Raw genomic sequence first — 11,050 nt, 5'->3', positions numbered from 1 at the left:
GCGGCGGGCGCCCCGGCTGCCCCGCGAGCACCGCGAGGAGGGCCTGCGCCTTGTGGACCGTCTCCTGCGCCTCCCGCCGGGGGTCGGCGTCGATCACGGTGCCGCCGCCCGCGCGGACGGTGACGGTCCAGCCCTGGCCCGTGCGCGTAAATCCCGCCGTCCGGATCAGGATATTCACGTCCACCCGCGCCCCGCTGACGGTCCCCACGCCGCCCGTGTACCACCCGCGCGGGCCGGGCTCGAGGTCGCGGATGGCGGTCATCACGCGGGGTTTGGGAGCGCCCGTGATCGTGCCGCCGGGAAAGGTGGCGGCCAGCAACCCGCGCACGGTCAGGTCCTCCCGCGCCCGCGCCCGCACCTCCGAGACAAGGTGCATGACGTGGCTGTAACGCTCCACCAGCCCGAGGTCGGGGACCGTCACCGTGCCGGGCGCGGCGACCCGCCCCAGGTCGTGCCGCACGAGGTCCACCAGCATGGTGTGCTCGGCGGTCTCCTTGGGGTCGCCCCGGAGTTCGCGCTCCAGCGCCGCGTCCTCCCCCGGCGTATCGCCCCGGCGCCGGGTGCCCGCGATGGGCCGCGCCGCGACCTCGCCCTCCGCCCACAGCACCAGCCGCTCGGGAGAGCACGACACGACGGCCTCGTCTCCCAGGTCGAGAAAGGCCATGAAGGGGCTGGGGTTGACCTCCCGCAGCCGCAGGTAGGCGGCCAGCGGGTCCCCCTCGGCGGTGGCCCGCACCCCCCGCGAGAGGTTGACCTGATAGACCTCCCCGGCCCGGATCAGCTCCTGAACGGCGCGGACGCCCGCCGGGTAGTCCACGTCGTCGGCGCCGAAGGGGCCCACCGTGAGGGTCGGCGGGGGCGCCGGTTCTCCCGCCAGCACCGCCGCCCAGTCCACATGCCCGGCCTCGCCCACGGCCTCCAGCGTGCCCGCCGCGCGGTCCCACACCAGCCCGCTGGGATAGAGGCCCCACCACCCGGCCCGCCCGTCCGGGGCGTGGGTGTCCAGGCCGAAAGCGCCCGCCGCCTCGTACTTCAGGCCCCCCAGCCACGCGGGGAAGAGGCCGTCCCCGGTGGGGCGCTCGGGCAACTCTTCTTGCACCCGCACGGGCCAGGCGCTCAGAAAGGAGGAGCGCCCGTACTCCACCACCGGCCCCAGCGATTCCAGCAGCGCGACCCCCGGTGCGCCCGCCGCCCGCAACCGCAGCAACGCGTCGGCGGGCGAGAGGGCAGCGAGGGAGGCGGGCAGGGGAGGCAGGGCCGTCACGGGCCGGATTGTAGGGGAGCGGGGGCGCGGGGGGTCCGTTTCACGTGACCGGCTTCAGATGTGCGGTGTCCTGGCAGGCCCCACCCGGTTACGCTGAGGGCACGTCCCGTTCCCTGGAGGTTCACGATGACGGTTCCTGCTCGTCTGCGACTGCTTTCTGCGGTGACGCTCGTCCTGTCGCTGGCCGCCTGCACCATCCCCCATGTCCCCTTCCAGACCTCGGACAAGGTGGCCCAGGCCGAACGCTCGTGGCGTAGGGACGGGGTCCAGCATGTCAGCGCGGGCCGGTACGCCGCCACACTGACCTTCACCGTAGCGTCGTCGGTCCGGGCGGAGTACGCGGCAGGCACGTTGACCCTCGCGGACCGGTCGCTCCCACCCGGCTGCCACCATCTGCGGGTCCGGGCAGGCGACCGCTTGTGGCTGGACGTGTCGGGGCTGCGGCTCTCCATTCCGGGTCAGCCCTGCGGGGAGTGAGGCGCACGGGGCCACCTCCGACCCTCCGCCATAGCCCCCCACTCCTGCCCAATGTCGCTAAATCCCTACACGCCGTCCGGGTTTACGGGTACACTTGTCCCATGTGGGTCTCGACCAAAGCCCAGTACGGCCTGCGTGCCCTGATCGAGATCGGGCGCCGGGAAGGCGGCGTGGCCGTGCCGCTCAAGGACGTGGCCGAGCGCCAGGGCATCAGCCAGCATTACCTCGAACAGATCGCCAGCAACCTGCGCCGCGCCGGGTTTATCAAGAGCGTGCGCGGCGCCCACGGCGGCTACCGCCTCGCCCGCCCCGCCCCCGGGATCAGCGCCTACGAGGTCGTCACGGCGATGGAGGGCAGCATCGCGCCCGTTTCCTGCGTCGAGGAGGACCATGTCTGTGACAGGGGCCATGTCTGCGGCACGGTGGACCTGTGGCAGCGGGTGGACACCGCCCTGCGCGACGTGCTGGGGGCCACCACCCTGGCCGACCTGATCGCAGACAGCGAGCGGCAGGAGCACGCCCGGCTGGTGCAGCTGGAACCCGNGGACACCGCCCTGCGCGACGTGCTGGGGGCCACCACCCTGGCCGACCTGATCGCAGACAGCGAGCGGCAGGAGCACGCCCGGCTGGTGCAGCTGGAACCCGCCTACGCCAGGAGCTAACCTCCCTCCCTTCCAGACACGCGGCGCCTTCCCCCGGAGGCGCCCTTTTTCTGGCCCCCGCCCCGTATCCTGAGGCCCGATGTACCGTCGCCTGCTCCAGCCTGCCCTGTTCCGCCTCGACGCCGAGGACGCCCATCACCTCACCCTGCGGGCGCTGGGGGTAGCCTCGCGGGTGCCGGGATGGACCGTCCCCGTCCGGGCGCTCACGGCCCCCGCCGACCCCCGGCTGGCGCAGACGCTGTGGGGCCACGCCTACCCCTCCCCGCTGGGGTTGGCAGCGGGCCTCGACAAGAACGGGGAGGCGGTCCCGGCCTTCTGTGCCCTGGGCTTCGGCTTCGTGGAGGTGGGCACGGTGACGCCCCTCGCGCAGCCCGGCAACGAGCGGCCCCGCCTCTTCCGGCTGCCGCCCGACCGGGCGCTGATCAACCGCATGGGCTTCAACAACGCGGGGGCGGATGCCCTGCACGCCCGCCTCGCGGCGCTGCGGGGCCGCCCGGTCCCAGTCTGGGTCAACATCGGCAGGAACAAGGCCACGCCCAACGAGGAGGCGACCGGGGACTACCTGCGTCTCGTGCGGGCGCTGGGGGACGTGGCCGACGCCTTCGTGGTCAACGTGAGCAGCCCCAACACGCCGGGCTTGCGGGCGCTGCAGGCGGCAGGCGACCTCGCGGCCCTCGTGCGGGCGGTGCTGGCCGAGGTGGACGCCTCCCGCGTCCGCACCCTCAGCCGTCCTCCCGTTCTCGTGAAGCTGGCCCCCGATCTCCATCCCGCCGACTTCGAGGCGAGCGTGGGCGCGGTGCTGGAAGCTGGGGCGCACGGCCTGATCGTCAGCAACACGACCCTCTCGCGGGGCGGCCTGACCCACCCCAGCCGCGAGCAGGCGGGGGGCCTCAGCGGGCGGCCGCTGACCGGGCGGAGTACGGCGCTGGTCCGCGCGGCCTACCGCCTGACTGGGGGCCGGGTGCCTATCGTGGGCGTCGGCGGCGTCTTCACCCCCGAGGACGCCTACGCCAAGATTCGTGCCGGGGCCAGTCTGGTGGAGGTGTATACCTCCCTGATCTACGAGGGACCGGGCCTGCCCGCCCGCATTCACCGGGGCCTCTCGCGTCTGCTGGAGCGCGACGGCTTCTCGTCGGTGGCAGAGGCGGTGGGCGTGGACGCCTGACCCGGATTCCGGATGGCCCGGGCGCCCGGCTCGCAAGACAAAAAAAGAAGCCCCGGAAGGGCTCCCTGGTTGGGTGGTTGGACTTACCAGCGGTCGTCGCGACGCGCGGGGCGGTCGCCGTACTCGCTGACAGGGGCCGCCTTGGTGACCACGATGTTCTTGGCCTGCGGGCCCTTGCCGCGCTGCCCGTCCTCGACGTCGTACTCGACCTCGTCGCCCTCGTTGAGCTTCTTGAAGCCGGTGCTCTGGATCGCGCTGAAGTGCGCGAAGACGTCGGGGCTCCCGGGCGTCTCGATGAATCCAAAGCCTTTTTCCGCGTTAAACCACTTCACTTTACCTACAGCCATGTTCAACTCCTGATCTTCCAGATACGAAAAAACACACGGCCAGTTGATCCGTGCGCCTCTTGTTCACTGCGTACATGGAAAACTACCTGCAAAGACTACACCAGTCAGGCCAGGGAATAGCAGCGTGGACTACATAGTGGGATGGACGAGGGAAGGGCGAGCCTCCTCCGTCAGCCGGAATGGGGCCTTCCGGCCACGTCTCCCAAGCGTTTCGCAAGGGCAGTTCAGGGTGTGCCGGGGGGCCCGTGACAGCATGGACGACGGAGGAGACGCCACATGACCGATCCCGGAGACCTCGCCAACACCGACGCCAACGTTCAGGACGACCTGCCCGATGCCCGCAAGGGACTGAATCCCGGCGTGGGAGAAGAGAAGCAGGAAGAACGCCTGCAGCACAACGATCTCGATCAGGGCCGCAAGGGCAGCGAGAATCCCGACCCCCTCGACCTGTAAGGGTCACCGCAGAGCAACGCTGACCCCAGGAACGCCGGGCCCTCGTATGCCCGGCGTTCTCTGCGCTCTGTGAGCGTCGGCTGTTAGCGCCGGAAGGCGACCCGGCCCCCCACCACCGTCAGCGTGGGCCAGCCGCGCAGGGTCTCGCCCGCCCACGGTGAGAACTTCGCCTTGCTGAGAAACCCGGCGGGGTTGACCTCGCGCCCCGTGTCCAGGTCCAGCACCACGAGGTCGGCGGGAGATCCCGGCTCCAGCGTGGGCGCGGGCCAGCCCAGCACGTGGGCGGGAGCGGCGGTCATCAGGTCGAGCAGCCGCCCGAGCCCCAGCCGCTCCCCGAAGTGCGTCCACATCAACGGGAAGGCGATCTCGATGTACGCGATGCCGAAGGGCGCTTCCAGCAGGTCGCGTTCCTTTTCCGCCCGCGTGTGGGGCGCGTGGTCGGTGGCGAGGCAGTCCACCGTGCCGTCGAGCAGGCCCGAGAGCAGCGCGTCGGCGTCCTTCTGGGTCCGCAGCGGCGGGGCCACCTTGTACAGCGCGTCGAAGGACCGCAGCGCCTCGTCGGTCAGCAGGAGGTGGTGGGGGCAGACTTCGCAGGTGACGGGCAGACCCCGCGCCTTGGCCCCGCGCACCAGCTCCAGCGCCCGCGCCGTCGAGAGGTGCTGGACGTGCAGCCGGGCCCCCGTCTGGGCGACGATTTCCAGGTCACGGGCGACCCGCGCCGCTTCGGCGGCCGCCGGATTGCCGGGCAGCCCCAGCGCCTCGGACACCGGCCCCTCGTTCATCACGCCGCCTGCCCGCAGCGAGGCGTCCTCGGCGTGCACGCTGACCACCATGCCCAGCGAGTGGGCGTACTCCAGCCCCAGCCGCAGCACGCGGGCGTCCTCGCTGGTGCGGCCGTCGTCGGTAAACATCACCGCGCCCGCTTCCCTGAGGTAGGCGAGTTCGGCCAGATGCTCACCGTTCTGTCCCCGGGTGAGCGCGGCGGCGGGCCGGAGCCGAGCCAAGCCGAGGCCGTCTGCTTTCTCGATCAGCGCCCGCACGGTGGCCGGGTCGTCCACCACGGGCGACGTATTGGGCATGGAGACGACCGTGCCGTACCCGCCCGCCGCCGCCGCCGCGAGGCCCGAGGCGAGGTCTTCTTTCTGCGTCTGCCCCGGCTCGCGCAGGTGGGCGTGGGGTTCGATAAAGGCGGGGGCGACGGTGCCGCCCCTGCCGTCAATCACATCGCCCTGGTGCGGAAGGTTCCAGCCTGTGATGACGCCGTTCTCGACGGTGACGGATTCGAGCCCATCGGAGCCGGGGCGTTTGATGTTGGTGATGGTGAGTTGTTTCATTTCAGTTCCTTGAATGCAGGCGTCCACTGCTTTTCTGCTCCTCCCCCTTCAGGGGGGAGGTTGGGTTGGGGTGGGCGGGCACGACCAGAAGGAGAGGCAGGGCATCTTGCCCGCTTGACGCTCGCTTCGTCGCCCCCCCACCCCAACCCTCCCCCACGAGGAGGGAGGGAGCCACCCCTACTCCCGCCCCACCAGCAGGTGGTACAGCACGCTCATCCGCACGGCCTGCCCGTGCTCGACCTGCCGCAGAATCCGGCTCCGCTCGCCGTCCGCCACGTCCGAGCTGATTTCCAGGTCGCGGTTCATGGGGCCGGGATGCAGGACGATGGCGCCGGGCTCGGCCTCCCGTAGCAGCCGTCCATTGACCTGATAGTGGTCGGCGTACTCGGCCAGGCTGGCGAGGTAGCCGCCCGACATGCGCTCCTGCTGGAGTCGCAGGGCCATCACCGCGTGGGCGCCCCGCACGGCCTCGCGGGGGTCGGTGGTGAGGGTGACGCCCGGCAGCGCGGCAAGCCCCGCCGGGAGCAGCGTCGCCGGGCCGCACAGCCGCACGCGGGCACCCAGCTTGGGCAAGAGCTCCGCGTTCGAGCGGGCTACCCGCGAGTGCCGGATGTCCCCCACGATGGCGACCGTCTTGCCTGAGAGCGAACCGAACTCCTGCCGGATGGTGTAGGCGTCGAGCAGCGCCTGGGTGGGGTGCGCCCGGCGGCCGTCGCCCGCGTTGATGACGGGCTTGCCGGAGTAGCGGGCCACCAGATGCGCCGCCCCGCTCGCCGGGTGCCGGACGACGAACGCGTCCACCTTGTAGGCGGTCAGCACCTCCACCGTGTCGCCCAGCGATTCGCCCTTATTCAGACTGCTCGCGCCCGCCGCGAAAGACACCACGTCGGCACTCATGCGCCGGGCGGCGAGTTCGAAGCTCACGCGGGTGCGGGTGCTGTTCTCGAAAAAGGCGGTGCAGACGGTCAGTCCCTGCAGCGCCGGAACCTTCCGCACCGGACGGTCGAGCACCTGATTCATGGTGTCGGCGTTGTCCAGCAGCGCGGTCAGGCGCTCCGGCGTCCAGTCCGCGAAGTCGAGGAGGTGCCGGGGGCGCGTGCCGGTCGTCGCGGGAGTGGTCGCGGGGGCGGTCACGGGCGCTCCCCCGGCGTGTCGTGGAGTTCCACCACGTCCACGCCGTCGGTCTCGGCCAGCCTCACCTTGACCATCTCCGTGCGGGCGGTGGGGAGGTTCTTGCCCACGTAGTCGGCGCGGATGGGCAGCTCGCGGTGCCCCCGGTCGACCAGCACCGCGAGCTGGATGCCCTCGGGCCGCCCCAGGTCGATCAGCGCGTCCAGCGCGGCCCGCACGGTGCGCCCGGTGTACAGCACGTCGTCGACCAGCACCACCCGCCGCCGGGCGAGGTCGAAAGGCACCTGCGTCTCGCGGATGATGGGCTGCTGCGCGACCTCGGACAGGTCGTCGCGGTAGAGGGTGATGTCGAGCATCCCGGTGGGGATGGACACGCCCTCCAGCTCCTCCAGCTTGCGGGCCAGCCGCGCCGCCAGTGGAATGCCGCGCGTGTGAATGCCGATCAGGGCGAGCTGCTCGGCGCCCCGGTTGCGCTCGACGATCTCGTGCGCGATGCGGGTCAGGGCGCGGCGCACCTCGTCGGCGGTCAGGATGGTGGCCTTGGGGGTCACGCTCGTCTCTCCCCGAATACAGACAACGGGGGCACAAAAAAAACGCCGTCCAGCACAGGCGGGCGGCTCGTCGGGATGGACCACATAGAACTCCTTCTCCTGCCTCACGGGGCGGGTGCGGCCTCACGGGACCGCCGAAGAGGGGGAAAGCTGCGCGGGCCGGGGTGGCCTGCGCCTGCGGGAGTGTACACCGCCCCGCCGCCCGCGCGGAAGGCGACCCCGACCACACAGCTTAAGGCGCACTAAACTTGACAGGACTACGCTCAGGTTTTACGCTCTGGACAGTTGAGCGCGGGGTGCGACACCGACTCACGCGCTTCCAGATTCAGGAGGTTTCCAGATGATGCGATTTGATCCCTTCCGTGAAATCGAGGAACTGACCCAGCGCATGGACCGGGCCTTCGGCAGTGCCATGAACGGCCAGGCCGCCCGCCTCGCGCCCCCCATCGACATCCACGAGGACGAACAGGGGCTCGAACTGACCCTCGACCTGCCCGGTGTTCAGCCCGGCGACATCCAGATCGAGGCCGAGAACAACACCCTGACGGTGCAGGCGCAGCGCAGGTACGCCCGGAGCGAGGGCCGCACCGCCCACCGGGTCGAGCGGGCCTACGGCACCTTCATGCGGACTTTCAGTGTGCCGTCCAAGTACGACCTGACCCAGGTCGAGGCCGCCTTCGACCACGGCACCCTGACCCTGCACGTGCCCCGTTCGGAAGCCGCCCAGAAGCGCTCCATCCAGATTCGCAGCGGCGGCCAGCTCAGCGCCCCGAAGACGGTGGACGCCGAGCAGGGCAGCCCGACCGAGCAGACCCAGGAATAATCCGCCCTCCTGCCCATGCCCCGGCCCCGTGCCGGGGCGTTTTTTGACTTGGGGACCTGGTTGTCTGCCCCTCTCTCCTCGTGGCTCGTGGGGCCCGGAGAGCTGCGGGCAGAGAGGGCCTTGCACAGCAAGGAGTGAGGGGGCCCAACGGCGCTAAGCGTGCCCCGCCGCGTCGTACTGACGCTGGCGCTCGCGGAAGGCGGCTTTTTGCTGCGGCGTCGTCTTGCCGAAGCAGTGCCCGCAGCTCACGCCGGGCTCGAAATGGGGGTGCGTGGTGTCCTGCGGCGTCAGGGGCCAGCCGCAGGAGTGGCACATCTGCGCGGTGCCGGGCGTCAGGCCGTGCCCCACCGTCACCCGGCCGTCGAAGACGAAGCACTCGCCCTCCCAGCGGCTCTGGGCCTCCGGCACCTCCTCCAGGTAGCGCAGGATGCCGCCCTGAAGGTGGAACACGTCCCCGAAGCCCAGCTCCCGCAGCAGGCTGGTGGACTTCTCGCAGCGGATGCCCCCGGTGCAGAACATGGCGACGCGGCGGCCCGCGAGGTCGTCCCGGTGCGCCTCCACCCACGCCGGGAACTCACGGAAGGAGTCCAGCCCTGGATCGACGGCACCCCGGAAGGTCCCGGCCTCCACCTCATAGCGGTTGCGGGTGTCGATCACGAGCACCTCGGGGTCTTCGAGCAGCGCGTTCCACTCGGCGGGGGTGACGTAGTGCCCCGCCTGCGCGAGCGGCTGCACGGGCAGGCCCATCGTCACGATCTCGCGCTTGAGCCGCACCTTCAGCCGCCGGAAGGGTTGCTCCTCGCTGGCGGACTCCTTGTATTCCATGCGGTCGAACCCGGCCGCCCGCAGAAAGGCCTGCAGAGCGTCGATCTCCTCCCGCGACCCGGCCACCGTACCGTTGATGCCCTCGGGCGCCACGATCAGGGTGCCGCACAGCCCCAGGCGGGAGGCGAGCCGCCGGAGGTCGTCGCGCAGTCCGGCGGGGTTCTCCAGCGAGCGGAACTGGTAGAGGGCGGCGACGACCCAGGCGGGAGAGGAGGCAGGGGCGGACACCGGAGGATGATAGCGGCGGCGGCCTATACTGCGCCCATGTCCAGCCCGGTCACGAACCCCTTTGGTACCCCCCAGGGGGCCGCACGCTACGCGGCCGGGAGGCCCGCCTTTCATCCGCTTGTGCTGGTACGACTCGCCCCGCACCTGACGGGTCGTGACTTGGGTGCCGACGTGGCCTGCGGCACGGGGCTGTCGAGCGTGGCGCTGGCCGAGTTGGTGGACCGGGTGCTGGCCTTCGACGTGTCCGGGGCGATGCTGGCCCACGCCCAGCCCCACCCGCGCGTGACCTACGCCCAGGCTCCGGCCGAGGCGCTGCCGCTGGGGGACGGCCTGCTGGACGTGCTGACGGTGGCGCAGGGCTTCCACTGGTTTGACCGGGACCGCTTTCTGGTGGGGGCCCGCCGCGCCCTGAAGCCGGACGGCGTGCTGGCCCTCTATGACGACTTCTTCCTGGGGGAGATGCCGGGCCGCGAGGACTTCCGCGCGTTCGTCTCCTCCTACGGAGAGCGGTATCCGACCCCGCCCCGTCACCGCTACGAGTTCGGGCAAGCCGAGGCGCAGGCGGCGGGCTTTTCCTGGCATGAGGAACGCTTCCGGCACGGACTCGCCCTCACCCGGCGGGAACTCGTGGCCTACCTGATGACGCACTCCAACACCATCGCCGCCACCGAGCGTGGGGATGAGACGGAAGGGGAAGTCAGGGGGTGGCTGGAAGGTCAGCTGCGGCCCTTCTACGGCGGCGATGAGGCCCGTGACCTCAGCTTTGGGGCGGTACTGACGGTTCTGAAACCCCGGTGACAGGCGCCCCCCGGCCCCTCTGCTAGCCTCCCCCCCGTGCCGCCCCTCCTGACCGCCGATTCGCTCTCCGTCACTTTCGGGGAACGGGCGGTCCTGCACGAGGTGTCGCTGACGGTCTCCCCACAGGACCGCCTCGCGCTGCTGGGGCGCAACGGGGCGGGGAAGACCACGCTGCTGCGGGTGCTGACCGGGGAGGTCGTGCCCGAGGAGGGGACGCTGTGGCGGCGTGAGGGCCTGCGGCTGGCGGTGCTCGCGCAGCACCACGTCCACCCGCCGGGCCTGACCGTGCGCGACCTCGTGGACGCGGCGCACCCCTACCGGGCACTGGAAACCGAGCTGCTCGCGCTGGAGGCGGACCTGGGCGATCCCGCGACCCTGGCCGCGTGGTCGGCCCTGCACGCCCGGCTGGAAGGCGCCGACGCCCACCGCTGGCCCGCCCGCGCCGCGCGGGTGCTGGGGATGCTCGACCTCACCCGCTTCCTGAACCGGGAGGCGGCCACGCTCTCGGGCGGCGAGCGCACCCGGCTNCCCTGGCCGCGTGGTCGGCCCTGCACGCCCGGCTGGAAGGCGCCGACGCCCACCGCTGGCCCGCCCGCGCCGCGCGGGTGCTGGGGATGCTCGACCTCACCCGCTTCCTGAACCGGGAGGCGGCCACGCTCTCGGGCGGCGAGCGCACCCGGCTGGCGCTGGCCCTCGCGCTCGCGCAGGAACCCGACCTGCTGCTGCTCGACGAGCCCACCAACCACCTCGACATCCGGATGCGCGAATGGCTGGAGGGCTGGCTGCGCGACTTTTCAGGCGGCGTGCTGCTCACCAGCCACGACCGCGATTTTCTGGACGCCGCCGCGACCCGCAGCCTGTGGCTGGAGGGCGGCGCGGCCCGCGAGTATCCCGGCGGCTACTCCCGCGCCCGCGAGGGGCGCGAGCTGGAGCGCCGCACCCAGACCCGGGCCGCCCGACTGGGCCAGCAGGAGGCCGCCCGGCTGACCGGC

General features: G+C 71.4%; 12 protein-coding genes and 1 pseudogene. 7 read left to right on the top strand and 6 right to left on the bottom strand.

Going from position 1 to position 11,050, the window contains the following annotated elements:
* The coding region (locus QOL99_RS10985; protein ID WP_285523816.1) for an anthranilate synthase component I family protein at positions 1 to 1,264 on the bottom strand (1,264 nt) is incomplete at its 3' end.
* Positions 1,265 to 1,390: 126 nt separating this feature from the next.
* Here QOL99_RS10985 and QOL99_RS10980 point away from each other — a divergent pair.
* The 3 genes from QOL99_RS10980 (at position 1,391) to QOL99_RS10970 (ending at position 3,568) form a co-directional block, all read left to right on the top strand.
* Positions 1,391 to 1,741 carry a hypothetical protein gene (locus QOL99_RS10980; protein ID WP_285523815.1) on the top strand — a complete coding sequence of 117 codons (351 nt, stop codon included), beginning with the start codon at positions 1,391 to 1,393 and terminating at the stop codon, positions 1,739 to 1,741.
* 101 nt (positions 1,742 to 1,842) lie between these two features.
* On the top strand, positions 1,843 to 2,403 hold the full coding sequence (locus QOL99_RS10975; RefSeq protein WP_407650173.1) for an RrF2 family transcriptional regulator: 561 nt from the start codon (positions 1,843 to 1,845) through the stop codon (positions 2,401 to 2,403).
* A 79-nt stretch (positions 2,404 to 2,482) separates the two neighbouring features.
* The gene (locus tag QOL99_RS10970) at positions 2,483 to 3,568 is read left to right on the top strand and encodes a quinone-dependent dihydroorotate dehydrogenase (RefSeq protein ID WP_285523813.1); all 1,086 of its coding nucleotides are present in this window, start codon (positions 2,483 to 2,485) and stop codon (positions 3,566 to 3,568) included.
* Between the two features lie 83 nt (positions 3,569 to 3,651).
* On the opposite strand, the gene QOL99_RS10965 is transcribed toward QOL99_RS10970, so the two are convergent.
* A complete protein-coding gene (locus QOL99_RS10965) occupies positions 3,652 to 3,915 on the bottom strand; it encodes a cold-shock protein (RefSeq protein ID WP_285523811.1) in 264 nt (87 codons plus the stop codon).
* A 276-nt stretch (positions 3,916 to 4,191) separates the two neighbouring features.
* Between QOL99_RS10965 and QOL99_RS10960 the strand changes: the two genes are divergently transcribed.
* Positions 4,192 to 4,368 carry a hypothetical protein gene (locus tag QOL99_RS10960; RefSeq protein WP_285523810.1) on the top strand — a complete coding sequence of 59 codons (177 nt, stop codon included), beginning with the start codon at positions 4,192 to 4,194 and terminating at the stop codon, positions 4,366 to 4,368.
* Between the two features lie 83 nt (positions 4,369 to 4,451).
* Here QOL99_RS10960 and QOL99_RS10955 read toward each other — a convergent pair whose 3' ends face one another.
* The 3 genes from QOL99_RS10955 to pyrR all read right to left on the bottom strand — a co-directional run bounded on the left by QOL99_RS10955 (position 4,452) and on the right by pyrR (position 7,384).
* A complete protein-coding gene (locus QOL99_RS10955) occupies positions 4,452 to 5,702 on the bottom strand; it encodes a dihydroorotase (protein ID WP_285523808.1) in 1,251 nt (416 codons plus the stop codon).
* A 177-nt stretch (positions 5,703 to 5,879) separates the two neighbouring features.
* Complete coding sequence (locus QOL99_RS10950) at positions 5,880 to 6,836, bottom strand: aspartate carbamoyltransferase catalytic subunit (protein WP_285523806.1); 957 nt, start codon at positions 6,834 to 6,836, stop codon at positions 5,880 to 5,882.
* Positions 6,833 to 7,384, bottom strand: a complete 552-nt coding sequence (gene pyrR, locus QOL99_RS10945; protein ID WP_285523805.1) for a bifunctional pyr operon transcriptional regulator/uracil phosphoribosyltransferase PyrR — start codon at positions 7,382 to 7,384, stop codon at positions 6,833 to 6,835. The genes QOL99_RS10950 and pyrR overlap by 4 nt, the downstream gene beginning before the upstream one ends.
* A gap of 340 nt (positions 7,385 to 7,724) precedes the next feature.
* Here pyrR and QOL99_RS10940 point away from each other — a divergent pair, with 340 nt between their 5' ends.
* Complete coding sequence (locus tag QOL99_RS10940; RefSeq protein WP_285523803.1) at positions 7,725 to 8,207, top strand: Hsp20/alpha crystallin family protein; 483 nt, start codon at positions 7,725 to 7,727, stop codon at positions 8,205 to 8,207.
* A 153-nt stretch (positions 8,208 to 8,360) separates the two neighbouring features.
* On the opposite strand, the gene trhO is transcribed toward QOL99_RS10940, so the two are convergent.
* Entirely contained in the window at positions 8,361 to 9,260 is a 900-nt protein-coding gene (gene trhO / locus QOL99_RS10935; RefSeq protein ID WP_285523801.1) for an oxygen-dependent tRNA uridine(34) hydroxylase TrhO, read from the bottom strand.
* A gap of 36 nt (positions 9,261 to 9,296) precedes the next feature.
* Here trhO and QOL99_RS10930 point away from each other — a divergent pair, with 36 nt between their 5' ends.
* Both QOL99_RS10930 and QOL99_RS10925 read left to right on the top strand, forming a co-directional pair.
* Positions 9,297 to 10,058 (top strand): class I SAM-dependent methyltransferase, encoded by a 762-nt coding sequence (locus QOL99_RS10930; protein WP_285523800.1) that lies wholly within the window; start codon positions 9,297 to 9,299, stop codon positions 10,056 to 10,058.
* Positions 10,059 to 10,094: 36 nt separating this feature from the next.
* Positions 10,095 to 11,050, top strand: a pseudogene (locus QOL99_RS10925) (ATP-binding cassette domain-containing protein); the annotation flags it as partial.

Source organism: Deinococcus rhizophilus, assembly GCF_030271215.1.
Classification (GTDB): Bacteria; Deinococcota; Deinococci; order Deinococcales; family Deinococcaceae; genus Deinococcus; species Deinococcus rhizophilus.
Note: the sequence above shows the minus strand (reverse complement) of the source record. Positions and strands in the feature narration are given on the sequence as shown.

Excerpts from the sequence above, each read along its gene's own strand:
- QOL99_RS10955 (WP_285523808.1), bottom strand. The coding sequence starts at position 5,702 with ATGAAACAACTCACCATCACCAACATCAAACGCCCCGGCTCCGATGGG.
- QOL99_RS10940 (WP_285523803.1), top strand. The coding sequence starts at position 7,725 with ATGATGCGATTTGATCCCTTCCGTGAAATCGAGGAACTGACCCAGCGC.
- QOL99_RS10980 (WP_285523815.1), top strand. The coding sequence starts at position 1,391 with ATGACGGTTCCTGCTCGTCTGCGACTGCTTTCTGCGGTGACGCTCGTC.
- QOL99_RS10965 (WP_285523811.1), bottom strand. The coding sequence starts at position 3,915 with ATGGCTGTAGGTAAAGTGAAGTGGTTTAACGCGGAAAAAGGCTTTGGA.
- QOL99_RS10960 (WP_285523810.1), top strand. The coding sequence starts at position 4,192 with ATGACCGATCCCGGAGACCTCGCCAACACCGACGCCAACGTTCAGGAC.
- QOL99_RS10970 (WP_285523813.1), top strand. The coding sequence starts at position 2,483 with ATGTACCGTCGCCTGCTCCAGCCTGCCCTGTTCCGCCTCGACGCCGAG.
- QOL99_RS10930 (WP_285523800.1), top strand. The coding sequence starts at position 9,297 with ATGTCCAGCCCGGTCACGAACCCCTTTGGTACCCCCCAGGGGGCCGCA.